The sequence below is a fragment of the Kitasatospora sp. GP82 genome (assembly GCF_029892105.1).
Taxonomy (GTDB): Bacteria; Actinomycetota; Actinomycetes; order Streptomycetales; family Streptomycetaceae; genus Kitasatospora.
Map to the genome: position 1 here is coordinate 1 of NZ_JARZAJ010000068.1, position 23,378 is coordinate 23,378.

Here is a 23,378-nt window from a genome sequence, read left to right on the forward strand (position 1 = left end):
GGAACGGCCGACCACTCGATCGCGCCAACCAAAGTCACCTCGCCAGACTCCAACTCAGCCTCGCAGCATGAAAGTTGAAATTAGCCACCAAGATCGAGCAACCTCGGAGCGGGCATCCAACTTCGCGTGCAGCGGGCGATCCGCGACCGGTTCGCGGGCAGGCTCCCGGTGGGAAGCGCGGTGTGTGTTCCGTCCGGGGCGATCAACCCGAAGTTCCTGATCTCGGCGCCGACGATGGAAGAGTCCTCACTGAACGTGAGTGAGACCCTGAACGTGGCCCTGGCGTGCGTCGCCGCGTTCCAGGCGGTCCACCGGCAGAACAAGGAGGCGCCAGGCAGCATCGAGTCGGTGGCGCTGGTCGGCATGGGCGCCCGAACCGGCCGGGTGCCGGCTCGGGTCTGTGCCAACCTGATGTGGACGGGCTACACGTTGTTCAACGACCACTGCTTCGAGGACTATGACGACCTGCGCAGCACGATCATTGCGCAGCTCGACGACATCGAGAACGCGCCCGCCGGGAAGCGGGTACGCATCGCGCCGCCCGCGCGCCGCACCTCCCGTCGCTGACCGAGGCCTTCTCGGAAGTGCACGCTCGCGACGATCGGCGCCAGGCGGATCCGGCAGTCTTCTGAAACCGCACCTCAGCGCGCCTCTTCTTGCTTGCCGATCTCCGCCGGCAGCCCCGTCACACAGATGGACCGGCCCTCCCGCGGGCTTGGCGGGAGGGCCGGTCCGTCGGGTGCGGCGGGTCAGCCGGCCGCGGGGATGGCGTCGGAGTCCTCGGCGGGCTCCGCCGCGGGCCCGGCCGACGGCTGGCCGGTGGGCGGCATGTGGCGGAGCAGGGCGGTCACCAGGACGGCGGTGGCGAGCAGCAGGGCGCCCGCGACGGTGACCACGGTGTGGAGTTCGGTGGTGAAGGCTTCCCGAGCCGGTGCGAGGAGCGTGTCCGCGACCTGGCCGGGAAGAGCAAGGGCGGCGTCCTTGGCACCGGTGAGGGAGTCCTTCGCCGCCCGGGCGGCATCCGCGGGCAGGCCGTCGGGCATGCTGATGCTGCCGCGGTAGACGGCGGAGCCGATGCTCCCGAGGGCGGCGATGCCGAGCGCGAAGCCGAGTTGGCCGCTGGTCTCGTTGAGGGCGGCCGCGGAACCGGCCTTCTCCTGAGGGGCGGTACCGAAGACCAGGCCCATGCCGAGAGTGACGAGCGGACCGGAACCGAGGAAGACCAGGGCGAAGCCGGTGATGAGCACGGCGGGGCCGGAGTCGGCCTGCGCCCTGGTGATCACCAGCATGCCGAGCGTGCAGATCAGCAGGCCGCCGCTGATGAGGTAGGCGGGACGGTAGCGCTGACCGAGCTTGGGGGACACGATGAAGCTGACCGTGTTGGCGAGGATCGCTGGCAGCATCCACAGGCCCGCGTGGAACGGGTCGCGGTTGTACAGCAGTTGCAGCGTCTGGGTGACGAAGAACATCACCGCGCCGGTGAGCATGGTGCCGAGGAACATGCTGACCAGGGCAGCCGTGAAGGCGCGGTGGCCGAAGAGGCTCAGGTCGAGCAGGGGGTTGGGCAGGCGGCGCTGGCGGTGGACGAAGACGATGCCGAAGCCGATGCCGACCAGCAGGGCGGCGATGGGCACGGGCTGCCAGCCGTCCTTGGCGATCTCCTTCAGGCCCCAGATGGCGGGGAGGATGGCAGCGAGCGACTCCAGCACGCTGACCAGGTCGAGGCGCCCGGCATCGGGGTTGCGGTACTCGGGCAGGAAGACCGGGCCGAGCACGAGGAGCAGGACCATCGCGGGTACGCCGAGCAGGAACGCGGAACCCCACCAGAAGTGGTCGAGCATGGTGCCGCCGACCAGCGGGCCGATGATGGCTCCGGCGGAGAAGCACGCGGCCCAGATGCCGATGGCAGCACCGCGCTGCTTGGGGTCGCGGAACATGGTGGAGATCAGCGAGAGCGTACCCGGCGCGAGGGTCGCGCCGGCGATGCCGAGCAGGGCGCGCGCCGCGATCAGCATGGCGGGGCTGACGGCGTAGGCGGAGGCGATGGAGGCGAGGCCGAAGGCGCCGGCGCCGATCAGGAGAAGCCGGCGCCGCCCGATGCGGTCACCGAGCGTACCCATGGTCATCAGGAGACCGGCGAGCATGAACGGGTAGATGTCGGTGATCCACAGCTGTTGGACGCTGCTGGCACCGAGGGCGTTCGACAGGCTGGGCAGGGCGAGCAGCATGACGAAGACGTCGATGGAGACCAGCAGGGTGGGCAGGGCGAGGACGGCCAGCCCGGTCCACTCCCGCCGTCCGGCCCGGGGAGCCGGCTCGCTGGGGGTCTCGGTGTCACTCATCACAGGGTCCTTCCGGGTTGTCGAGGCAGTGGCGCCCCCGGGGGCGCCGTTTCACCTGGGACGTCGGACCCCGCGACGGGATCTCGACATCTGTCCGCGAAACGCGAGCGAAAAGCCGCGATCTGGGCTTGGATGTCGAGGACGGGCCGCCTGCGGCGACGTCTCAGGTGCACGACACCCGCCAGCGCCAGGGACCAAGGAGTGACGAGATGAAGTACATGCTGCTGATCCACATGAACCCGGTCGTCTGGGACGGCTTGTCCGAGGACGAGAAGAACGCGGTCTTCGCCGGGCACGCCACGTTCCAGCAGACCATCCGCGACTCTGGTGAGATGGTGATGACCCAGGCCCTCGCCGATCCGTCCGGCAGCGCGACCGTCCGGGTCCGCGGCGGCCTGCCCGCGGTCACCGACGGCCCGTACCTGGAGGCCAAGGAGTTCCTCGCCGGGTACTACCTGGTCGACTGCGCGTCCGAGAAGCGCGCGGTCGAGCTGGCCGGCCTGATCCCCGACGCCCAGTACACCGGCATCGAGGTCCGCCGGGTCGTCTTCGAAGCCGGCATGGAGCAGTGAGCCGATGAACCGCGACGTCCGGGTCGAGGAGCTGCTCCGCTCGCTGGCGCCGCAGGTCCTCGGCGCGGTCGTCCGCCGCTACGGGCACTTCGACGCCTGCGAGGACGCCGTCCAGGACGCCCTGCTGGCGGCCGCCGTCCAGTGGCCCGAGCAGGGCGTCCCTGGCAGTCCCCGGGCGTGGCTGATCACCGTCGCCTCCCGCCGGGTGATCGACGGCCTGCGCAGCGAGCAGGCCCGCCAGCGCCGCGAGGCCACCGTCGCCGCGCTCACCCCGGCCGACGAGACGGTGACGCCGGGCCCGGGCGAGGGGCCGAAGGCGGCCGAGCGGGATGACATGCTCACCCTGCTGTTCCTGTGCTGCCACCCCTCGCTCACGCCCGGCTCGCAGGTCGCGCTCACCCTCCGGGCCGTCGGGGGTCTGACCACGGCCCAGATCGCGCACGCCTTTCTGGTCCCCGAGGCGACCATGGCCCAGCGGATCAGCCGGGCCAAGCAGCGGATCAAGGCCACCGGGGTGCCGTTCCGGATGCCGCCGGAGAGCGAGCGCGCGGAACGCCTGGCGGTCGTGCTCCAGGTGCTCTACCTGATATTCAACGAGGGCTACGCCACCACCGGCGGCCCCGACCTCCAGCACCCCGAGCTCACCCGCGAGGCCGTCCGGCTGACCCGCGAGCTGCACCGGCTGCTGCCCGAGGAGGGCGAGATCGCGGGTCTGCTGGCGCTGATGCTGCTGACCGACGCCCGCCGGCCTGCCCGCACCCGGCCCGACGGCGCCCTCGTCCCGCTCGCCGACCAGGACCGCTCCCGCTGGGACCAGGCCGCGCTCAAGGAGGGGCTGTCGCTGATCACCGAGACCCTCCCGCGCACGGTAGCCGGTCCGTACCAGGTGCAGGCGGCGATCGCGGCCGTGCACGGCGAAGCGGCGCACTCCGAGGACACCGACTGGCCGCAGATCCTGGCCCTGTACGAACTGCTGGAGCAGCTCTCCCCCGGCCCGATGGTGACGCTCAACCACGCGGTCGCCCTGGCGATGGCCCAGGGTCCGGCGGCCGGGCTCGAACTGCTCGCGACCCTGGAGGCCGACGGCCGGCTCGCGGGCCACCACCGGCTCGCCGCCGTCCGCGCCCATCTTCTGGAGATGAGCGGCGACCTGGCGGCGGCCCGGAGCAGCTACCGGGAGGCCGCCCGGCGCACCGGCAGCCTTCCCGAGCGCCGTTATCTGGAGGCTCGCGCCGACGCGCTGAACAGCCGGTGACGGACCGTCAGTCGGCCAGGCCCTGGAGCCGCAGCAGCAGTCCTGGAACATCGGTGGCACTGATGGCGCCGGTGGCGTCGAGGGCAGCCTGCCAGACCGGATCGGAGCAGATCAGCACGGGACCGTCCGCGGGCGAGTCCGGGAGGCGGCCGTGCGAACCGCGGACCCAGGAGGGGTCCAGCGGCACCACGTTCATGGTGTGGCGCAGGCCGAGCTTCTTGCGGGCGAGCCCTAGCGCCGCCCTGGCCTTGACCAGCGGGTCCGCCGGGTCGAAGAACAGCTCGGCCGGGTCGTAGCCGGGCTTGCGGTGGATCTCGACGGACCGCGCGAAGTCGGGGGCGCGCGTGTCGTCCAGCCAGTAGTAGTAGGTGAACCAGGCTTCGGGAGCCGCCACGGCCACCAGTTCACCGGAGCGGGGATGGTCGAGGCCGTGGCGGGCCTGCTCCGCCCGGTCCAGGACCTCGGCCACGCCCGGTAGCCGGAGCAGCTGGTCGCGTACCTTCGGCAGGTCCGCCTCGTCGGAGACGTAGACGTGCGCGATCTGGTGATCGGCGACGGCGAAGGCCCGCGAGGCCCACGGGTCCAGGTACTCCATCCCGGCCTGGGTGTACACCTCCAGCCAGCCCTCCCGGCGCAGCTCGCGGTTGATGTCCACCGGGCGCCTCACCGGGGTGATGCCGTACTCGCTCAGCGCGACCACGGTCGCGCCCGCCGCCTCGGCCTGGTCCAGCAGCGGCGCCACCTCCGCGTCCACCGCCCGGGCGGCGGCCACCGCCTGCGGGGAGTCCGGGCCGAAGCGCTGCAAGTCGTAGTCCAGGTGCGGGACGTAGACCAGCAGAAGGTCGGGCCGTTCAGTGCGCAGAATCCGGCGGGCCGCGGCGACGATCCACCGGGTGGAGGCCAGCCCGGCGGTCGGCCCCCAGTACTGGAACAGCGGGAACGGCCCGAGCTCGTCGGTGAGTTGGTCGTGCAGCGCCGGTGGCCGCGTATAGCAGTCAGGCGACTTCCGGCCGTCGGCGTGGTAGACCGGCCGCGGGGTGACCAGCAGATCGGTCGAGGCGCCCATGGCGTACCACCAGCAGACGTTGGCCACCCGGTAGCCGGGACGCCGGGCACGGGCGGTCTCCCACAGCTTCGGGGCGGTCACCAGCCGGTTGTGCTGCCGCCACAGGTGGATCTCGCCGAGTTCCCGGAAGTACCAGCCGTTCCCGACGATGCCGTGCTCGGCCGGCAGCCTGCCGGTGAGCAGGGTGGACTGCACGCTGCACGTCACGGCGGGCAGGATCGTGCGCAGCGGCGCGTGGCCGCCGCGCTCGGCCAGCCGGGAGAGGTTCGGCATGTAAGGGAGCAGCCGTGGCGTCAGCCCGGCCAGGTCCAGCACGATCACCGGCTTCAACGGTTCACCCTCTCGTTCAGCAACTCGCGTGCCGCCCAGGAGAGTTCCGCGGCGATCCCGGACACGATGTCGGTCCCTCCGCCGGGCAGGACCGGCCAGGTGTACGTCTCGACCTCGAGCACCGTCCGGTCCCGGACGGCTGCCACGGCCGCGCGGAGCACCTCGGTGGTGCTGCGCAGCGGGCCCGGCGGTGCGGCGTGCAGCGGGACGTGGAAGTGCACCCGCCAGGGCCCCCGGGCGGGCAGCCGGTCCAGCGCCTCCGGCAGGTCGTCGGCCGCGAGCACCTGCCCGGAGGTGCCCAACTCCCGTACCTGGTGCAGAAAACGCGGTTCGGCGTAGTCAGCGAGCAGGCGGCGCGCCGCCGGGTCGGCGGGGTCGTCGACGTGCAGCGCCGCCGAGGCCTGGATCTTGACCACCGCGAGACCGGCCCGCCCGATCGCGGCCACCGTCCGGTCCGGGTCGGCGAACGAGACGGCCAGGTGGCAGGTGTCCAGGCAGAGGCCGACGTACTCGGGGTCCACCCGGGGGGCGAGCCAGCGCACTGCGTCCGCGACGCTGTCCAGCACGCAGCCCGGTTCCGGCTCGACGGCCAGCCGGATCGGCCGGCCGGCGCGCGCCGAGACCGTACGCAGCGCCTCGACGGTCCGCCGCAGCGCCGCCTCGGCGGCCCGGTCGGCGGCGGCGGACCAGGGACGGCGCCAGGCCAGCGGCAGGGTGGAGAGACTGCCGCTGTCGGCGTCGTCGGGCAGCAGCCCGGCCAGTACGGTCGCGCAGTCGGCGGTGTAGCGCGCCCGGGCGGGTTCGGTCCAGTCCGGGCGGTACACCGCGTGCTTGACCACCGGCTGGTGGAACCCGCCGTAGGGGAAGGCGTTCAGGGTCAGTACGGCGAGACCGCGGGCCGCCAGCTCGGCTCGTAACCGGCGGAGCAAGGCCGGGTCGGCGGCCAGTTCCGCGGCCGTCCCGGCCGCCAGCCACAGACCCAGCCCGAGCCGGTCGAAGCCGGTGCGCTCGCGGATCGGGGCCGCGAAGCCGTCCAGTTGGCGGAGGATGCCGGGCAGATCCTCCGCCGGGTGGACGTTGGTCGAGTAGCAGAGCCGGGTCATGATCCGCCCCGGAGCACCGAGTTGCCCGCGAAGGAGACCACCTCGGCGTCGGCCGAGATGTCCTCGTCGAGCATCAGGTGCCCGCTGCGGCTGTAGAAGTCGACCGGGTTCTGCCAGAGCACGGTGTCCACCTCGGCCGGGGTGAAGCCGGCCGCCAGCATCGCCTGGCCCACCCGATACGTCTTGAGCGGGTCCGAACGCCCCCAGTCGGCCGCCGAGTTGACCAGAATGCGGGCCGTGCCGTACTCCTTGAGCAGGGCGACCATCCGGTGTTCGTCCATCTTGGTGTCCGGATAGATGGAAAAGCCCAGCCAACAGCCGGAGTCGGCGACCATCGGCGCGGTGACCTCGTTGAGGTGGTCCACCAGGACGGCACCGGGGTCGGCGCCGGATTCGCGGACCACGTCGAGGGTGCGGGCGGCGCCGGCCTTCTTGTCCCGGTGCGGGGTATGCACCAGCACCGGGAGGCCGTGTTCGACCGCCAGCGCCAACTGCCGGACGAACGCCTCGTCTTCGGCCCTGGTCATCGAGTCGTAGCCGATCTCGCCGACCGCGACCACACCGTCCTTGCCGAGGTAGCGCGGCAGTACGTCCAGCACCTCGACGCAGCGGGGGTCGTTGGCCTCCTTGGGGTTGAGGGCGATCGTGCAGTTGTGGCTGATGCCGAACTGGGAGGCCCGGAAACGCTCCCAGCCGATCAGGCTGTCGAAGTAGTCGGTGAAGGAACTCAGGCCGGTGCGGGGCTGGCCGAGCCAGAAGGCGGGTTCGACCACGGCCCGGACGCCGACCGCGTGCATGTTCCGGTAGTCGTCCGTGGTGCGGGAGGTCATGTGGATGTGCGGATCGAAGATCCTCATCGGATCGAAGAACCTCATCGCCGGTCGTCCTCCGCCCGCGGCGGCACGAGTGCCATCAGCACGGTCATGCCGAGCAGTGCGCGCAGATCGGGGCTGATCTCCCGCCCCGCCGCCCGCCGCTCCTCGGCCAGGTCGCGGGCCATCCGCAGCAGCTCGGAGTCGGTGCGGGCGACCAGGTCCGCCACGGCCGACAGCGTCACACCTGCGAACAGGCACTTCACCACGCCCTGCCGCCACTGTGCCTGGTCGAGGTGCTCGGCCGCGAAGGGGCCCATCGCCGCCGCGATCAGGCGCGGATCGTTGGTGCGCAGGCCGTCGGCGACCAGCTCCAGGCCGAGCCGCACCGAGGAGTCCGGCAGCAGCGACAGCGCGCGCAGCACGCCACGCCGCTCGGCGTCGTCGCCGTGGCGGTAGAGCCGTTCGACCTCGGTCTCCAGGGCCCCGGCGGGCAGCACCTCGGCCAGCACCGCGAGCAGCCGGGCGCGGGCCTGGTCGTCGACGGTGCCGAAGACCAGCCCCTGCGGGTCGGTCTCCGGCTGGACCGGCACCCGGCCGACCGCCTGGCCGGCCAGCGGGAACTCCTTGTGGATGGCGGCGGGCCGCTCCCGGATGCGCCGTTCGGCGCCGGCCGGCCAGCCGTTCTCCGGTGCTTGAAGAATCGCCACCGAACTCCCTCCGTGGACGCCGGTGACAAGCCAGGGGTGTTCCTCTTGGTACGGCATGATCAACGGTCTCCGATCGTGGACGACAGCGGTGCACCCGTGTGCACCGGCTGAACGGAAACGGTCTTCCGGGCCTGGCGGAGTGCCGCCATGGCCTTCTGTGCGGTCTGCGGTGCGGCGTGGCTGTGCCGGGGCAGTTCGACGGCCGCGACGCCCGCGTAACCGATCTCGTCGAGGGCTGCCAGGGTGGCCACGAGGTCGAGCTGCCCCTGCCCGAACTCGAGGTGCTCGTGAACTCCCGGGAGCATGTCGTCCAGTTGGACGTTGACCAGCAGCCGGCCCGCGCGGCGGACGCAGGCGGCGGCGTCGACCGGCTCCACGGCGACGCAGTGCCCGACGTCCAGGGTGATACCGAGCAGGTCGGGCTCACCGAGCTCGCGGCGCAGGTCGAGTGCCTGGTCGAGATGCTGGACGACCATCCCGGGTTCCGGCTCCAGGCCGAGCCGGACGCCGCGGCGTTGCGTCTCGGCCAGCACCGGGCCGAGGTGTTCGATCAGCCGGCGGCGGTTGGTGTGCGGGTCCACCCCCGGCTCGCCCGCGCCGGACCAGAAGGACACGCAGTCGGCGCCGAGCGACTCGGCGATCCGGACGGCGCGCAGCAGGAAGTCGATCCGCGGCCGGGCCGACTCCGAGACCAGGGTGGGGTGATGCTTGCGGTACGGGTCGAGCAGGTAGCGCGCGCCGGTCTCGACGACGCAGCGCAGACCCAACGAGGTGAGCAGCGCGGCGAGTTGCTCGGTCTCCCGGGGCAGGTCGGGTCCGTAGGGGTCGAGGTGGTGATGGTCGAGGGTGAGGCCGACCGCGGTGTACCCGAGGTCGGCGATCACCCGCAGCGCGTCGGAAAGCCGGTGGTTGGCGAAGCCGTTGGTGCCGTAGCCGAGGGCGGGCGCGGTCATGTCGGGCTCCTCCGGGCGGAGAGGCGGCGGGCCAGCGGCAGCGCCGTCAGCACCAGTGCGGCGGCCCGCAGCGAACCGCGCCGCGCGGCCAGTCCGGCCTGCAGCGGCACCATTGCGTGGATGCCGGCCACCGTGGCGGCGCGGACGGCCGCCGCCGTGGACAGCGCGGCGTCCGCGGCGAGTTGCGACCGACCGGTGGTGCCCGCGTAGCCGAGCGCGCAGAGCCCGGCCGCCGTCCGGTGCAGGCGGGAGGGCGCTCGGCCCCCGCAGGTCAGGGCGGTGGCGACCAGGGTGGTGGTCAGCGCCAGCCGGCTGTCGGCACGGCGTCCGCCATGCACCTCGCCACGGGACAGCGCGGTCACCCCGAGGGTGTGCGCGGCCACGGCGAGGGCCGAAGTACGGGCCGCGGTCCAGTGCCCGGCGCCGGCGCCGAGCAGCACGTCCAGGGCGCGGCAGGCCGCCATGGCGACCGGCGCGGCCGGGGTCGGCTTCAGCACGGTGTTGTACGCCCAGACCGCCCCGGCGAGCGGGACGGCGACCCACAGCGCGTCGGAGCCGCCCGCGAGGGCGGCCAGCGCCAGCCCGGCGCCGCTGAGCCCGGCGGCCGCCGCGAGGGCCGGCCCCGGCGCGATCCGGCCGGACGGGATCGGGCGCTCGGGCCGCTCGCCCGCGTCGACCGCCCGGTCGGCCCAGTCGTTCAGGACCATGCCGGACCAGTACAGCGCGACCGAAGCGAGCGGCAGCGCAAGCCGCCTGCCCCGCAGCGGCCGCCCGGCCGCCGCCGCTCCGGCCACGGTGTCGCCGAGGACGGTGAGCGCGGCGGGCGCGCGTACCAGCTCGAGCCAGGAGCCCAGCGTGCCCACGGCGGGCGCGGCACTCATCGGGCCACCGCGATCCGGTCCGCCCAGGCGGCCAACTCCTGCTCCTGCCGGGCGAGTCGGTGCTCCTCGCTGCCGAGCGGGTCCTTGAAGAAGAAGGCCAGCGCGCCGAGCGGTCCGGACTGTCCGGCCGCGTGCGCGCCCGCCACCAGCCGGGCCAGGTCGAGGACCAGCGGCGCGGCCAGGGCCGAGTCGTAGCCGTCCCAGGTGAGTTGCAGGCTCATGGAGGCGCCGAGGAAGCCCTCGAAGGAGACGTAGTCCCAGGCGACCTTGCGTTCGCCGAGGTCGGGTACGTGGTCGATGTGCAGCGGTGCGGTGGCCTCCGCGCCGAGCAGGGCGGCCAGGCCCCGGGTCTTGGCCGCCAGCTTGCCCTGGGCGCGCCCTTCCCGGCCCAGATTGGCACCGTCCCCGCCGCCGAGCAGGTTGGTCCCCGACCAGGACCGGACGCGCAGGCCACGGGCGAGGAACATCGGCGCCAGCGCGCTGCGCAGCAGGGTCTCGCCGGTCTTGCCGTCGCAGCCCGCGTAGGGCAGCCCACGGCGGTCCGCCAGTTCGGTGACCGCCGGGATGCGCAGGCCGGGCGAGGGAGTGAAGTCGACGTACGGGCAGCCGGCCGAGAAGGCCGCGTAGGCGGCCAGCGCGCTGGGCGGGAGCACCGGCCGGCCGGGCTCGGCGAGGGCGCGTTCGAGGCCGTCCAGGTCGGCGTGCTCGGGCAGCGGCGTGATCGGCGGCTCGGTGGACGAGACGTTGACCACCACGACCCGGTCCAGGTCCTGGCTGCGCCGGAAGTCCACGATGTCGGAGGCGAGTTGCCCGGCCGCCTCGGCCTGGGGGCCCGAACTGCCGGCGGGGTCAAAGCGCTGGCGGATCTCCCGGTCGGCCGCCCGCAGGTCCTCGGCGACCGCCGACGGGAGCCAGCCGGGCAGCACACCGGCGTCGGCGAGGTCCTCGGCCCGCTTGGCCAGCGGGGTGGCGACGATGTCGTGGCCGCCGGTCACCAACTCGGACCAGCCGGGGAAGACCGCCGGGTCGAGGTCGAGCCGCTCGCTGACGCAGCCGGTGGCCGGGACGAGCCCGGCCCGGAACGCGGCGAGGCCGCAGACGGCCGTGGTGGCCACCGATCCCCGTGCGCCGATCAGCCACAGACCGGTTCTGCCTGCCATCGTGCAACTCCCTTTCCTCAGAGGTGAGATCCGGCAGCGTCAGCCGGTGGTCGGCCGGTCCCAGCCCTCCCAGCGCCACAGCCGTCCGGTGCCCGCCTTGGCCTCTACGCCGTGGCCGGTCATCTCGAACTCGCCGAAGTCCAGGATCAGCAGCGCGGTTTCGCCCGGTGCGAACCCGACGTCGATCGGCCGGTGCAGCTGCGGCCCGGACGGCAGGCCGCGGGTGGACCAGTCGGCCGGGTCGACCAGCAGCAGGTCGCGCCCGAGTTGTGGGCCGCCGGGCGGCAGGGTCATCGGGGCCTCGTCACCGAACAGCGTGACCACCAGCTGCCCGGCGAGCGGCGAGCGCGGCGGAGCGACGGCGAACTTGGTGGCCGCCACATGTGCCTCGAAGTTGAGTACCGGCGCCTCGGGGGGCGGGAGCTGGTCGTGGTCGGCCAGGATGAAGGTCGGCTGCGGGCCGCGCTCGGGCTTGAACACCGGGTCGGTCACCGGGACGCCGCCGACGAAGTCCGGCCAGCCGTACCAGGCACCCTCGCGCACCTCGAACAACAGGTCGGGCGCATTGCCGATCGGCCGGCTCCCCCGGTCGTCGGCGCCCTGGTCGACTGCGAGCAGCCGCCCGTCCGGGAGGAAGCGCAGCCCGAACGCGTTGCGCAGCCCCCAGGCCACCAACTCCAGGTTGCCGCCGTCGAGATCGCAGCGCATCACCGCCGAGCTGCACGGCAGCCCGGCCGGCACCCGCTGCCCGGGCGTGGTCTCGGTGCCGAACGGGACGAACGCGCCAGTGGTGGTCCGCGCGCCGGGACGGCCGGCCAGCGGGTCCTCGGTGGTGACGTTGACCCCGGTGAGTACCACGTCCAGGCCGGGGATGTCGTACGAGTGCGGGAGCCGTCCCAGCCAGCCGAGTTCATAGGCGTCCAGCCCGATGATCCCGAGGTTGGACATCGCCCCCTGAGCGAAGTACAGCTTCCCGTCGGGGCCGGCCACGGCCATGTCGATGTGGTAGTTGCCGGGCCCCGGCATGCCGTCGACAATGACCGTCCGCTGCCCGTCCGGGCCGATCCGGGTGATCCGGCCGGCGCCGCCCTCGGAGGCGTAGAGGTACCCCTGGTGCCAGAGCAGTCCGGTCACCGGAGCGGCCAGAGCGTCGGCCACCAGCGTCCGTGACGCGGTGTCGGCCTGGGGGCCGAGGCGCCAGATCCGGCCGCCCGGAGCAGCACCCCCGAAGGGGAGTCCGGACTCGGCCAGATACACCCCGCCCTTGTCGTCGAAGGCCAGGCTGGTCGGGAAGTCCAGCCCGTCGGCCAGTACGGTCGGTGACAACACCACGGCCCCTCCACGGCAGTGCCCACAGGAGATCCGCCCACCGTCAACTGCGGTCGGCGACGGTCGATGTGTAGCAGTGTCCGCGAAGCATGGTCAAGAACCGTCCGAGGGCCCGGCAGCGGCCGGACGATCACCGGCGCATCGGATAACTGCGCAGGTCAGATGGTGAAAAAGAGCCCTGGGAAGCCGGCGGGATCGGGCGCGGAACGGCCTGGGTACACCGCACGACGAGAGAAGGGAGGGGCGCTCGTGCGCAGCGGTGACGGGGCTCGCGAGGGAGCCGCCCGCGGCCGAAGAGGCACGGGTCGCGGGTGGTCCGGGGCTCGGCCATTGGGCTCATAGGTCACGCTCGGTAATCCTCGGCGATCTCCTCTCCGACGTGTGGCAGACGGCCGACGGGGAGGGCGTCCACTCCCTCCCCGACGACAGCGAGCTGTCGAGGTTACGGGGATCCTCGACCGCCGGCGTTTCGGTCCGGCACTTGGTAGACGGCGCCGAGCGCGCGGAATCGACATCCGCCGGGAAGAAATTTTCGACAGATCTCCCGCAGCACCACTCACCTGGAACGCACGCACGACGGCCACCGGCGCGGCGATGGATGCCGGGCCGGTGGCCGTCGTCTCGGGATCAGTAGAACGGTTCGAACGGTCGGGTCAGAGCGAGTACGCGATCAGCTCGGGTACCGGAGAGGCAGAGAGCCCTGGGGCGCCCGCGCCAACCAGCAGCAGGTCGCCGCTCACGGCTGGGAAGGCGATGATGCCGGCCCGCGCGGTGGACGTCCACAGGAGGTCGCCAGTGGCGGTGCTGACGCCGAAGATCTGGCCGTCGAAGGTGGCGGTGAAGACCACGTCGTTGGCCACGGTGGCGGCACCGAGCGCCATCTGCGGCAGGTCGCGCTGCCAGAGCACCTTGCCGGTCGCCACGTCGGCCGCAGTGAGGCCACCCCGGCCCTTGGCGTTGTCGGGGAGTTCCAGCCCGCCGGTGGCGCTGAGCTTGCCGGGATTGTCGACCCAGGGCACGAAGACCCGCCCGTCCGCGAGCGCCATCGGCGTCTCCACACCGCCGATGATGCCCGGCAGGACGGTGACGGGGTCATTCGGCAGCGGGCCTTCGTCGTTCAGGTGGGTGCCGACCGGGAGGGTCCACAGCGGGGTTCCGTCGTCGGCCCGATAGGCGTAGACCTTGCCCATCTTGCCTGCCACGACCACGACTTCCGTACTCACGCCGCCGATCCGGGCGGTGGTGATGATCGCGGGGTCCTGGAGGTCGTAGTCACGCAGGTCGTGCGGCACGGTCTGCTGGTACCAGAGCAGCTTTCCGGTCCTGCTGTCCAGTGCCACCAGGCAGTTCGTGTAGAGGTTGGGGCCCGGCCGGCTGCTGCCGTTGGGGTACTCGGGAGTGCCGGGCAGCGGGCCGGGGTTGGCGACGGAGAGGAAGATCCGGCCGTGGCCGTCGAGGGCCGGCGCAAACCAGCTGCCACCGCCGCTGTTGATCTCCGGGTGGCCCCACAGGTCGCCGTCCTTGACCGTGTTGAAGTTCCACTTCGGCGTGCCGGTGGCGGCGTCCAGCGCCCAGATGATCCCCATGGAGCCCGGCACGTACCTGCCGAAGGTACTCGGGACGGTACTGACCACGACGGTGTCGTCGTAGACCTGGGGGGCGACATCGATGCCGCCCTGGTCGGCGGTGAGCAACTCCCGCGACCACACGGTCCGGCCGGTCTCCGGGTCCAGCGCGAAGGCGCCGGTGAACGTGGTGCCGTAGAGCAGGCCGTGCGCGTACGCCACACCGTTCGGCCCGACCGTAGGGCTGTTGAACTCGTGCTTCCAGCGGACCTTTCCGCTCTCCTTGTCCACTGCGTAGACGTCCGAGTCGAGGTTGATCAGATAGACGGTGTCGCCGACCACGATCGGATTGGAGGCCATGATGCCGGCGAAGGTCGGCTTGCCGTCCAGCGGCAGCCGCCACTTCACCTTGAGGTTCTTGACGTTGTGGGAATTGATCGGAGTCCGGGTGGTGGCCCTGGTGTTGGCCAGATCGCCGTTGGAGACAGCCCAGTCCCGTGGGTGCGTCCGGAGGTCAGGGGCTTCCGCGGCGGAGGCGACCGACGGGCGCGGATCGGCGATGCCGGGCCCGATCGCCAGCGAGAACACGGCCAGCGCCGTGAGTCCGAGCCAGCCGGGTGTGAGGCGTCTGCGCCGCACCTGGCCGCGGGTGTTCGGAAGTCCGATGACTGACACGTCAACTCCGTTTCCGTCCAGCGCCGTTGGTCGGCGCCAGCCTCGACATCCGGTCGAGAAAATGACCGAAGATTCTTTCGGTTCAGTCGGGTTGAAGGATCAGCGCACCAGACGGGTGAACGTCCGGACGTCGCCGACGAACAGCTCGGGCTGCTCCAGCGCGGCGAAGTGCCCGCCGCGGTCGAACTCGGACCAGTGGGTGAGGGTCGGGAGAATCCCCTCGGCCCAGCGGCGGATCGGCCGGACCGCGTCCTGGGGGAACACGGCCACCCCGACCGGCGCGGCGAGCGGCCAGGGGCCCGCCCAGGTCCGGATGAACTCGACGTCCAGCCGGTTGGATTCGTAGTAGAGCTGGGCGCTGGACCCGGCGGAGGCGGTGAACCAGTAGAGCGCGACGTTGGTCAGCAGCCGGTCGCGGCTCACCGCGTCCTCGGGAGCCGACTCCGCCGCCGTCCACTCCTTGAACTTCTCGACGATCCAGGCGAGTTGTCCGACGGGCGAATCGGTCAGGCCGTACGAGAGGGTCTGCGGCCGGGTGGACTGGATCTTCCGCCAGCCGGCCCCGTCCTGCTCGAAGTGCATGGCGAACTCCAGCCGGGCCCGGTCCGCCTCGTCCAGCTGCGCCGGCGCGGCCGGGGCCTGCGGCGGGAAGGTGGCGAGCATGTTGAGGTGCACGCCCGCGACGTGCGCCGGATCGGCCAGGCCGAGCTGCAACGAGATCGGCATGCCCCAGTCGCCACCCTGGACGACGTACCGTTCATACCCGAGCCGGTGCATCAACTCGGCCCAGGCGCGGGCGACTCGGGCGGTGTCCCAGCCGGCCTCCTGGGGGCGGCCGGAGAAGCCGTAGCCGGGCAGCGAGGGGATGACCAGGTGGAACGCGTCGGCGGGATCGCCGCCGTGGGCCCGGGGATCGGTCAACGGGCCGATCACGTCGAGGAACTCCACCACCGAACCCGGCCAGCCGTGGGTGAGGATCAACGGCACGGCGTCCGGCTCGGGTGAACGCACGTGCAGGAAGTGGATGTCCAGCCCGTCGATCCCGGTCAGGAACTGCGGGAAGGAGTTGAGGTGTTCCTCGGCCTTGCGCCAGTCGAAGCCGGTGCGCCAGTACTCGGCCAGCTCCTTGAGATAGCCCAGCGGGACACCGCGTTGCCAGCCGGTGCCGGGCAGTTCACCGGGCCAACGGGTCGCCGCGAGCCTGCGGTCCAGGTCGTCGAGGGCTTCCTGCGGAATATCGATACGGAAGGGACGCATGCCGACTCCTCTCAGCGGGACCGTTCGCCGGCTCGGGCCGGCGCCGGTGCGGCGGCCGGTGCGCCGGCCGGGCGGCGCAGCGAGTGCCGCAGCACGCGCAGCAGGGTGCCGGGCCGCATCAGCGACTCGGGGGCGTCGATCAGCCCGGCCGCGCGGATGAAGGCGGCGGTCAGTTCGGCGTCATGGGTGGCGGCGTGGTGCAGCCGGCTGACGTAGGCGTTGGCCAGGCGGATCTTGGCCGTCCGGCGGCCCTCGACCCCGCGGTAGCCGAGGTCGGCGCCGGCCGCGAAGTCCCAGGGTGCGTCGACGACGGCGGCCACGTCCTTGAAGAACTGCCGCGCGTCCGGCAGCGCGCCGCGCCGCAACTGGTCCCGCAGCGCGAGCGCTTCGAGCGCGGCGACGGTCATGCCCTGCCCGTAGACCGGGTTGAAGCTGCACACGGCGTCGCCCATCACCAGGAAGCCGCCGGGGAACCGGGACAGCCGCTCGTAGTGGCGCCGCACACTGGCGGGGTACTTGAACATCACCGCGTCGTCGATCGGCTCGGCGTCCCGGATCGCGCGGTAGATGTCCGGCACCGGCAGCGACCGGACGTACGCCATGAAGCCTTCGGGATCGGTGGGCGGGTGGTCGCCGAGGACGCCGGTGAGCGACAGCTCGACCCGGTTGTCCTCGCCGGGCAGCCGGTAGAAGAACGCCCCACGCGGGTGCGCCGGGGTGGCCACCGGGATGATCGCGAGGTCGTCGCCGAACGGGTCGGCGTCCAGCTGGAAGTGGCGGGTGGTGTAGGCCAGGTCGATCTTGACCCGGGTCTCCTCCGGGCGCGGGTAGCCGAGTTCCTCCAGCCAGACCGGGGTGCGCGAGCCGCGGCCGGTGATGTCGAGCACCAGATCCGCGTGCAGCACCTCGGGTGAGCCGCCGTCCTGGCGCTGGACCCGGGCGCCGGTCACCCGGCGGCGGTCGGCGCCGCTCTCCAGGCCGAGAATGTCGTACCGCTCCAGGAAGGTGACCCGGGGCAGGGCCTGGACCCGGCGGCGGACGTGGTGCTCCAGCACCGGCCGGGTCGCCGGCACCGACAGCAGGCCGGTGTGACCGGAGGCCAGCCGGTAGCCGTTGAAGTACCAGCGGATGTCGCTGCTGAAGTCGCCCGGCCGGACCCCGGCCGCCCGCAACTCCTCGGTCAGCCCGGGGTGGAGACCCTCCAGGATCTGCTGGCCCCGGGCCACCAGGCCGTGCGCGTGCCGCCCGTGCGGGACGCCACGCCGGGGGCCGGTGACCCCGCTCAGTTCGTCCCGGTCGACGACCAGGACCTCCGAGAACGACTCGGCGAGCACAGTGGCTGCCAGCAGCCCCGCCATGCTGCCGCCGAGGACGACCGCGCGCTCTCCGACGTGGGTGCCCATCGCCGGTACCTCCTCCTCTGGTGGATCGGGCTCAGGCGGCGATGGGGGTGTTCTGGTACGAGGCGATCCGCCAGTCGGCGCCCTGCCTGGCCAGCACCCAGGTCGCCCGGATCGCCCGCTCGGCCGTCACCTCGGTGTCGCCGGGGGCCAGCACACCGCCCCGGGTGACCAGCACGGCCACGCCCTCGGCCAGCGGGCGGACCGACAGCGGCTCGCCGGTGACCCGGGTCCCCTTGAACGGGCCGGCGAACGCCTTCGTCATGAAGGAGCGGATCTCCTCACGGCTGGTCAGGTAGACGTCCCCGGGCAGGATCAGCGTCGCGTCCTCGGTGAAGATCTCGGCGAACCCGTCGGCGTCGTGCTCCGCCCAGGCCGCGACGATGAGTTCCGGGACGGCGCGCAGGGCGGCGGCGTCACCGGTGATCGACGATGGAGTGGCAGACATGGCTTTCTCCTTCTCCGGCGATCCACGGCCGCGATTGCCCGCGGCCGGGTGACGGCCAGCCTCACACCCGCCCGCCGCGTGCTGCATCTCCCCGATTGCGCTGGGCAGTTGGCCGATCCGGTGGCCCGGGCCACGGCGCAATCCCGGAGATGCGGGCACCACGCACGGGTGCCAGCCTCGACAGGGCCGATCAACGACCGCGGCCCGGACGGTCGGCCGCCCCTGCCGGGCCGCCCATTCCCGAGGAGCCCCGATGACGTCCAAGGAAGCCCCGTCGAGGGAAGAACTCGTAAGCCGAGCAGCCGAGTTGGTGCCGATGCTGGAGAAGAACGCGCTCTGGCACGAGCGGCACCGCCGACTGTCCGTGGAGACCGTGACGTCGCTGGCGGAGTCCGGACTGCTCAAGCTCCGGGTGCCCAAGCGCTACGGCGGCTACGAGTCCGACATGCGCACGGTGGTCGACGTGATCGCCGAGCTGGGCCGTGGCGACGGCTCCACCGCCTGGGTCATGGCGGTCTGGGCGATCAGCTCCTGGATGGCCGGCCTGTTCCCGGACGAGGTGCAGGACGAGATCTTCGCCACCCCCGATGTGCGGGTGAGCGGCATCCTCAGCCCGACCGCCGTCGCCGTCCCCACCGAGGGCGGCGTGCTGCTGAACGGCAAGTGGTCCTTCAACTCCGGTGCACTGCAAAGCTCCTGGAACACCAACGCGGCGGTGCTGATGACGCCGGACGGGCCGCAGCCGATCATGGTGGCGGTCCCGCTGGCCGATCTGCAGATCATCGACGACTGGCACACCACCGGCCTGCGCGGCTCGGGCAGTGTGACCACAGTCGCCGCCGACCTGTTCGTCCCCGAGCCGCGGGTGCTGCCGATGGTGCCGGTCCTGCAGGGGCGGCACCGCTCCCTCGAGAACGCCGAATCATCCATCTACCGGGCGCCGTTCATGCCCACCGCGTGCGCCACGATCAGCGCGCCGGCCCTCGGTCTGGCCAAGGCCGCCAAGCAGGCGTTCTTCGAGCGGCTCCCCGGCCGGAAGATCAGCTACACCTCCTACGACAGCCAGGCCGAGGCCCCGCTGACGCACCTCCAGGTGGCCGAGGCCGTCACCAGGATCGACGAGGCGGAGTTCCACGCCCACCGCGCGGCCACCCTGCTCGACACCAAGAGCCCCACCGGCGAGGCGTGGACGCTGGAGGAGCGCGCCCGGATCCGGCTCGACCTCGGCGCGGTCTGCCAGCGCACCAAGGAGGCGGTGGACATCCTGAACACCGCCAGCGGCGGCTCCTCGATCTACACCACCGTGCCGATCCAGCGCATCGAGCGGGACGTCCAGACGCTCAACCTGCACGCCATCCTGCACCCGAACACCAACCTCGAGCTCTACGGGCGGATCGCCTGCGGCCTCGAACCCAACACGCTCTACCTGTAGTCGACGCATGCCCGGGCAGGGCCGCAGGTGACTCCTCACCCGAGGAGGAGGCGGCCCTGCCCGGGCGGCTGCTCCCGCATCCGACCCGACTCCCCGGAGGCGTCCCGTGGAACTCCTCTCCCCCGTCGTCATCGACCGCGCCGGACGTGACATCCACGCCGAGGCCGCCCGGATCCGGGCGAACGGCCCGGTGGCCCGGATCGAACTGCCCGGCGGTGTCCTCGCCTGGTCGATCGCCGACCACGAGCTCGCCCGCCAGGCCCTGGCCGACCACCGGCTCTCCAAGGACCCGCGCCAGCACTGGACCGCCTTCGCCGAGGGCCGGATCGGCGCGGACTTCCCGCTCATCGGCTGGGTGCTGATGGACAACCTCACCACCAGCTACGGCGCCGACCACACCCGGCTGCGCCGCCTGACGTCCAGCGCCTTCACCCCGCGCCGGGTCGAGGCCATGCGGGCCAGCGTCGAGAAGACCGTCGCCGACCTGCTGGACGAGCTCGGCGGCTGCGAGCCCGGCGAGGTGGTCGACCTCAAGGCGCGCTTCGCCCACCCGATGCCGGCCCGGGTGATCTGCGACCTGTTCGGGGTGCCGGCCGAGGAGCGCGCCCAGCTGCTGCGCGGTGGCGAGGTGAACGTCGACACCACCATCACCCCGGAGGAGTCGGCGGCCAACGTCGAGCAGTGGCACCGGGAGATGCAGGAGTTCGTCGACGCCAAGCGCCGCAACCCCGGGGACGACCTCACCAGCGACCTGGTGCAGGCCAAGGAGGAGGACGGCTCCCGGCTGACCGACTCCGAACTGGTCGGCACCCTCCACCTGTTGCTCGCCACCGGTACCGAGCCGGTGATGAACCTGCTGGCCAACGCGGGCCGGGCCCTGCTCACCCACCCCGACCAGCTCGCGCTGCTCAGGAGCGGCGCAGTCTCGTGGTCGGACGTGATCGAGGAGACGCTGCGCGCCGAGGCACCCGTGGCCCATCTGCCGTTCCGCTTCGCGGTGGAGGACATCGAGCTCGGCGGGGTGACCATCGCCAAGGGCGAGCCGGTCCTGATCAACTTCGCCGCAGTGGGCCGCGATCGCACCGTCCACGGCGAGAGCGCGGACACCTTCGACGCCGCCCGGCCGAGCAAGGAACACCTGTCGTTCGGCCACGGCATCTACCGCTGCATCGGCATGCCACTGGCCCGGATGGAGGCCGAGATCGCCCTCTCGGCGCTGTTCGAGCGCTTCCCGGACCTCGCACTCGCCGTACCGGCCGAGGAGTTGGCACCGCAGGTCACCTTCATCATGAACGGCGTCCAGGCCCTGCCGGTCCGGCTGACGCCGCAAGCCCGCTGAGAAGAAAGGTGGTTCGGCCGATGAAGGCAGCCGTCGTACCCGAGGTCAAGGCGCGCTGGGAGCTGCGCGAGATCCCCACCCCGAAGGCCGGTCCCGGCCAGGTGCTGATCCGGGTCCATGCCTGCGGTGTGTGCCACAACGACCTGTGGGTCGGTCAGGGTGTCTTCCCCTTCCCGCCGCTCGACCCGGTGGTGGTCGGGCACGAGGCCGCCGGGGAGATCGTCGAGGTCGGCCCCGGAGTGACCACCCGCCGGGTCGGCGAGCGGGTCGGTACCACCTGGGTGCAGGCCACCTGCGGGCGGTGCGAGTACTGCCGGCTCAATCTCCCGCTCACCGGGCAGTCCGGGATGAACTGCCCGGAGTCGGTGATGAGCGGCCTCACCGTCCAGGGCGGTCACGCGGAGTACGTCGCGGTGTCGGCCGAGAGCACGGTGCTGCTGCCGGACACCGTCCCGTACGAGGTCGCCGCCCCCATGCTGTGCGCCGGGTACACCGCGTGGAGCGCGCTGCGCGCCGCCGGCCCGAAGCCGCACGAGCGGGTGGCGGTCCTCGGTATCGGCGGACTCGGCCATCTGGCAGTGCAGTTCTCCCGCGCCTGTGGTTTCGAGACCATCGCCATCACCCGCTCGCCGGACAAGCACCGGCTGGCCCGGTCCCTCGGTGCGGACCACGTGGTCGCCGACGGCGAGCAGCTGCGGGCGGCCGGCGGCGCCGACGTCGTCCTGGTCACCGGCACCTCCTACCAGGCCGCCGGCGAGACCCTCCAGGGCCTGCGGCCGCACGGCCGGATCGTGCTGGCCACCATCGACCCGGTCAACTCCTTCACCATCCCGCCCACCAGCCCGTTCTGGGCGCAGCGCCAGCAGGTCATCGGCGCCACCCACAACGGCCTCGACCAGCTCACCGAGGCACTCGGCCTGGTCGCCTCCGGGGCCGTCACACCCCTGATCGAGACCTTCCCCAAGGAGCGGGTCGCCGAGGCGCTCGAGCGGGTCGACCGGGGTGAGGTCCGCTTCCGCGCGGTCGTCAGCTATGTCTGACCTTCCGTCAAGAACAGCACCCGGGAAGAAGCACCTGTTCTGATCACGAATCAGGATGGCCTCCTGAGCGCGCCGGACATTGTTTCGGACGCGGGTACCGATTGGGGAGGACATCCTGAACAGGCGACACTTTCTGGGCCTCGCGGGCATCGCGGCGGGCACCGGCGTGCTGATACCGGTGAGCGCACTGGCCGCTGGGAAGCCCACGCGTCCCGCGCAGGCCGCTCGAGGCGCGGCCGGCCCGGCGGACGGGCCGTTCTCCGTGCGGATGCCGGTGCCGCCGACTCTCAGCCCGGTGGCCCGGACCGACGACACCGACGTCTACCGGCTCGACATCCTGGCCGCCGATCTCGAGCTGCTGCCCGGCGTCCGGACCAAGTGCCTGACCTTCGGCGGCAGCTTCGTCGGCCCGACGATCCGGGCCCGGGAGGGCCGCCGGGTCCTGGTCACCTACCGCAACTGGCTGTCCGAGGCCGCCAACGTGCACCTGCACGGCGGCCACGTCCCGGCCGACAGCGACGGCCACCCGATGCAGGTCATCGACCCGGGCGCCGAGCGGCTGTACGAGTACCCGAACAAGCAGCCCGGAACCACCCTCTGGTACCACGACCACAGCCACCACGTGGAGGCCGAGCACGTCTACCGCGGCATGCACGCCTTCTACCTGATCGAGGGCGAGGACGAGCACCGGTACCACCTGCCGTGCGGCGACTACGACATCCCGATCGCGATCCGCGACGCGCAGTTCGACGCCGGCGGCCAGCTGGTGCACGGCGACCCCCGGGAGCGGAACGTGATCCTGGTCAACGGCCGCCCGAAGCCGTATTTCCGGGTGGCCGCCCGCAAGTACCGCCTCCGGCTGCTGAACAGCTCGACCCTGCGGTTCCTGAAGCTGAACTTCGGCTCCCTGCCGGTCTTCCAGATCGGCTCGGACGGCGGTCTGCTGCCCGCGCCGGCCGACCGGACCGGGACGGAGTTCCCGCTCGCCGCCGGTGAGCGGGTGGACCTGGTGGTGGACTTCTCCGGGCTGGCGGTCGGCAGTCGGTTCATGCTCACCAACCAGGGCCAGTTCACCGGCAACGACGAGATCGAGCAGGTGCTGCGCTTCGACGTGGACCGTACCGCCCGCGACCACAGCCGGGTGCCCGACGAGCTGCGCCCGCTTCCCGAGCTGCCGCCGGCCACGGTCAACCGCGAGGTGAAGCTCTCCTTCGACCTGACCAACCAGCCGATCGGCCTGATCAACGGCAAGCCGTTCGACCCGGACCGGGTCGACCAGCGGATCCAGCGCGGTGCCACCGAGATCTGGACGATCACCAATGGTGACGCCGCCACCAAGTACGGCCCGATCCAGCACTCGTTCCACATGCACATGACGCAGTTCCGGGTGCTCGACCGGGACGGTCGGCCGCCGCTGCCCGGCGATGCCGGCCTGAAGGACACCATCCCCCTCCCGCCCGGCACCTCGGTCCGGGTCCAGGCGACCTTCGCCGACTACCTCGGCCGCTACCTGTACCACTGCCACATGCTGGAGCACTCCTCGGCGGGCATGATGGGCCAGATGGAGATCGTCGACTGAACCACCCGCACGCAGCGGCGGGGGGGGGGGGGGGGGGGGCCCCCCCCCCCCCGGCCCGGGGGGGGGGGGGGGGCGGGGGGCGCGGGGCGGCAGGGGGCCGGACCGGACCGGCCGGGGGCCGAGGGTGGGG

General features: G+C 72.1%; 20 protein-coding genes. 7 read left to right on the forward strand and 13 right to left on the reverse strand.

From position 1 onward, the window contains the following. The first annotated feature begins 126 nt into the window (after positions 1-126). Entirely contained in the window at positions 127-567 is a 441-nt protein-coding gene (locus tag P3T39_RS35095; RefSeq protein WP_280703355.1) for a hypothetical protein, read from the forward strand. Between the two features lie 182 nt (positions 568-749). Here P3T39_RS35095 and P3T39_RS35100 read toward each other — a convergent pair whose 3' ends face one another. After that, positions 750-2,342, reverse strand: coding sequence for an MFS transporter (locus tag P3T39_RS35100; RefSeq protein WP_280703356.1), 1,593 nt, complete (start codon positions 2,340-2,342; stop codon positions 750-752). A 209-nt stretch (positions 2,343-2,551) separates the two neighbouring features. Here P3T39_RS35100 and P3T39_RS35105 point away from each other — a divergent pair, with 209 nt between their 5' ends. Continuing rightward, a complete protein-coding gene (locus P3T39_RS35105) occupies positions 2,552-2,914 on the forward strand; it encodes a YciI family protein (protein WP_280703357.1) in 363 nt (120 codons plus the stop codon). A gap of 4 nt (positions 2,915-2,918) precedes the next feature. Continuing rightward, positions 2,919-4,169: a sigma-70 family RNA polymerase sigma factor gene (locus P3T39_RS35110; protein WP_280703358.1), complete on the forward strand. Its 1,251-nt coding sequence runs from the start codon at positions 2,919-2,921 to the stop codon at positions 4,167-4,169. Between the two features lie 7 nt (positions 4,170-4,176). On the opposite strand, the gene P3T39_RS35115 is transcribed toward P3T39_RS35110, so the two are convergent. The 12 genes from P3T39_RS35115 to P3T39_RS35170 form a co-directional block, all read right to left on the reverse strand. Continuing rightward, positions 4,177-5,565, reverse strand: coding sequence for a nucleotide pyrophosphatase/phosphodiesterase family protein (locus P3T39_RS35115; RefSeq protein WP_348534423.1), 1,389 nt, complete (start codon positions 5,563-5,565; stop codon positions 4,177-4,179). Continuing rightward, positions 5,562-6,668, reverse strand: a complete 1,107-nt coding sequence (gene eboE / locus P3T39_RS35120; protein WP_280703359.1) for a metabolite traffic protein EboE — start codon at positions 6,666-6,668, stop codon at positions 5,562-5,564. The genes P3T39_RS35115 and eboE overlap by 4 nt, the downstream gene beginning before the upstream one ends. After that, positions 6,665-7,525: a TatD family hydrolase gene (locus tag P3T39_RS35125; RefSeq protein ID WP_280703376.1), complete on the reverse strand. Its 861-nt coding sequence runs from the start codon at positions 7,523-7,525 to the stop codon at positions 6,665-6,667. The genes eboE and P3T39_RS35125 overlap by 4 nt, the downstream gene beginning before the upstream one ends. 14 nt (positions 7,526-7,539) lie before the next feature. Next, a complete protein-coding gene (locus tag P3T39_RS35130) occupies positions 7,540-8,190 on the reverse strand; it encodes an EboA domain-containing protein (RefSeq protein WP_280703360.1) in 651 nt (216 codons plus the stop codon). A gap of 59 nt (positions 8,191-8,249) precedes the next feature. Beyond that, positions 8,250-9,143, reverse strand: coding sequence for a sugar phosphate isomerase/epimerase family protein (locus tag P3T39_RS35135; RefSeq protein ID WP_280703362.1), 894 nt, complete (start codon positions 9,141-9,143; stop codon positions 8,250-8,252). Further along, on the reverse strand, positions 9,140-10,024 hold the full coding sequence (locus tag P3T39_RS35140) for an SCO3242 family prenyltransferase (RefSeq protein ID WP_280703364.1): 885 nt from the start codon (positions 10,022-10,024) through the stop codon (positions 9,140-9,142). Before P3T39_RS35140 ends, P3T39_RS35135 begins: the two co-directional genes overlap by 4 nt. Then, positions 10,021-11,184, reverse strand: a complete 1,164-nt coding sequence (locus P3T39_RS35145; RefSeq protein ID WP_280703365.1) for an inositol-3-phosphate synthase — start codon at positions 11,182-11,184, stop codon at positions 10,021-10,023. The genes P3T39_RS35140 and P3T39_RS35145 overlap by 4 nt, the downstream gene beginning before the upstream one ends. Positions 11,185-11,223: 39 nt before the next feature. Then, positions 11,224-12,516, reverse strand: coding sequence for a hypothetical protein (locus P3T39_RS35150; protein ID WP_280703366.1), 1,293 nt, complete (start codon positions 12,514-12,516; stop codon positions 11,224-11,226). A 650-nt stretch (positions 12,517-13,166) separates the two neighbouring features. Continuing rightward, on the reverse strand, positions 13,167-14,753 hold the full coding sequence (locus tag P3T39_RS35155) for a PQQ-binding-like beta-propeller repeat protein (RefSeq protein WP_280703367.1): 1,587 nt from the start codon (positions 14,751-14,753) through the stop codon (positions 13,167-13,169). 99 nt (positions 14,754-14,852) lie between these two features. Further along, on the reverse strand, positions 14,853-16,010 hold the full coding sequence (locus P3T39_RS35160) for an epoxide hydrolase (RefSeq protein ID WP_280703368.1): 1,158 nt from the start codon (positions 16,008-16,010) through the stop codon (positions 14,853-14,855). Between the two features lie 11 nt (positions 16,011-16,021). Further along, positions 16,022-17,413: an FAD-binding monooxygenase gene (locus P3T39_RS35165; RefSeq protein ID WP_280703369.1), complete on the reverse strand. Its 1,392-nt coding sequence runs from the start codon at positions 17,411-17,413 to the stop codon at positions 16,022-16,024. Positions 17,414-17,444: 31 nt separating this feature from the next. Next, complete coding sequence (locus P3T39_RS35170; RefSeq protein ID WP_280703370.1) at positions 17,445-17,858, reverse strand: SgcJ/EcaC family oxidoreductase; 414 nt, start codon at positions 17,856-17,858, stop codon at positions 17,445-17,447. Positions 17,859-18,111: 253 nt separating this feature from the next. Between P3T39_RS35170 and P3T39_RS35175 the strand changes: the two genes are divergently transcribed. The 4 genes from P3T39_RS35175 (at position 18,112) to P3T39_RS35190 (ending at position 23,248) form a co-directional block, all read left to right on the forward strand. Next, entirely contained in the window at positions 18,112-19,290 is a 1,179-nt protein-coding gene (locus P3T39_RS35175; protein ID WP_280703371.1) for an acyl-CoA dehydrogenase family protein, read from the forward strand. Between the two features lie 106 nt (positions 19,291-19,396). Then, positions 19,397-20,629, forward strand: coding sequence for a cytochrome P450 (locus P3T39_RS35180; RefSeq protein ID WP_280703372.1), 1,233 nt, complete (start codon positions 19,397-19,399; stop codon positions 20,627-20,629). Between the two features lie 20 nt (positions 20,630-20,649). Beyond that, a complete protein-coding gene (locus P3T39_RS35185; protein ID WP_280703373.1) occupies positions 20,650-21,669 on the forward strand; it encodes an alcohol dehydrogenase catalytic domain-containing protein in 1,020 nt (339 codons plus the stop codon). A 295-nt stretch (positions 21,670-21,964) separates the two neighbouring features. Further along, positions 21,965-23,248, forward strand: a complete 1,284-nt coding sequence (locus P3T39_RS35190) for a multicopper oxidase family protein (protein ID WP_280703374.1) — start codon at positions 21,965-21,967, stop codon at positions 23,246-23,248. The last annotated feature ends 130 nt before the right edge of the window (positions 23,249-23,378 follow it).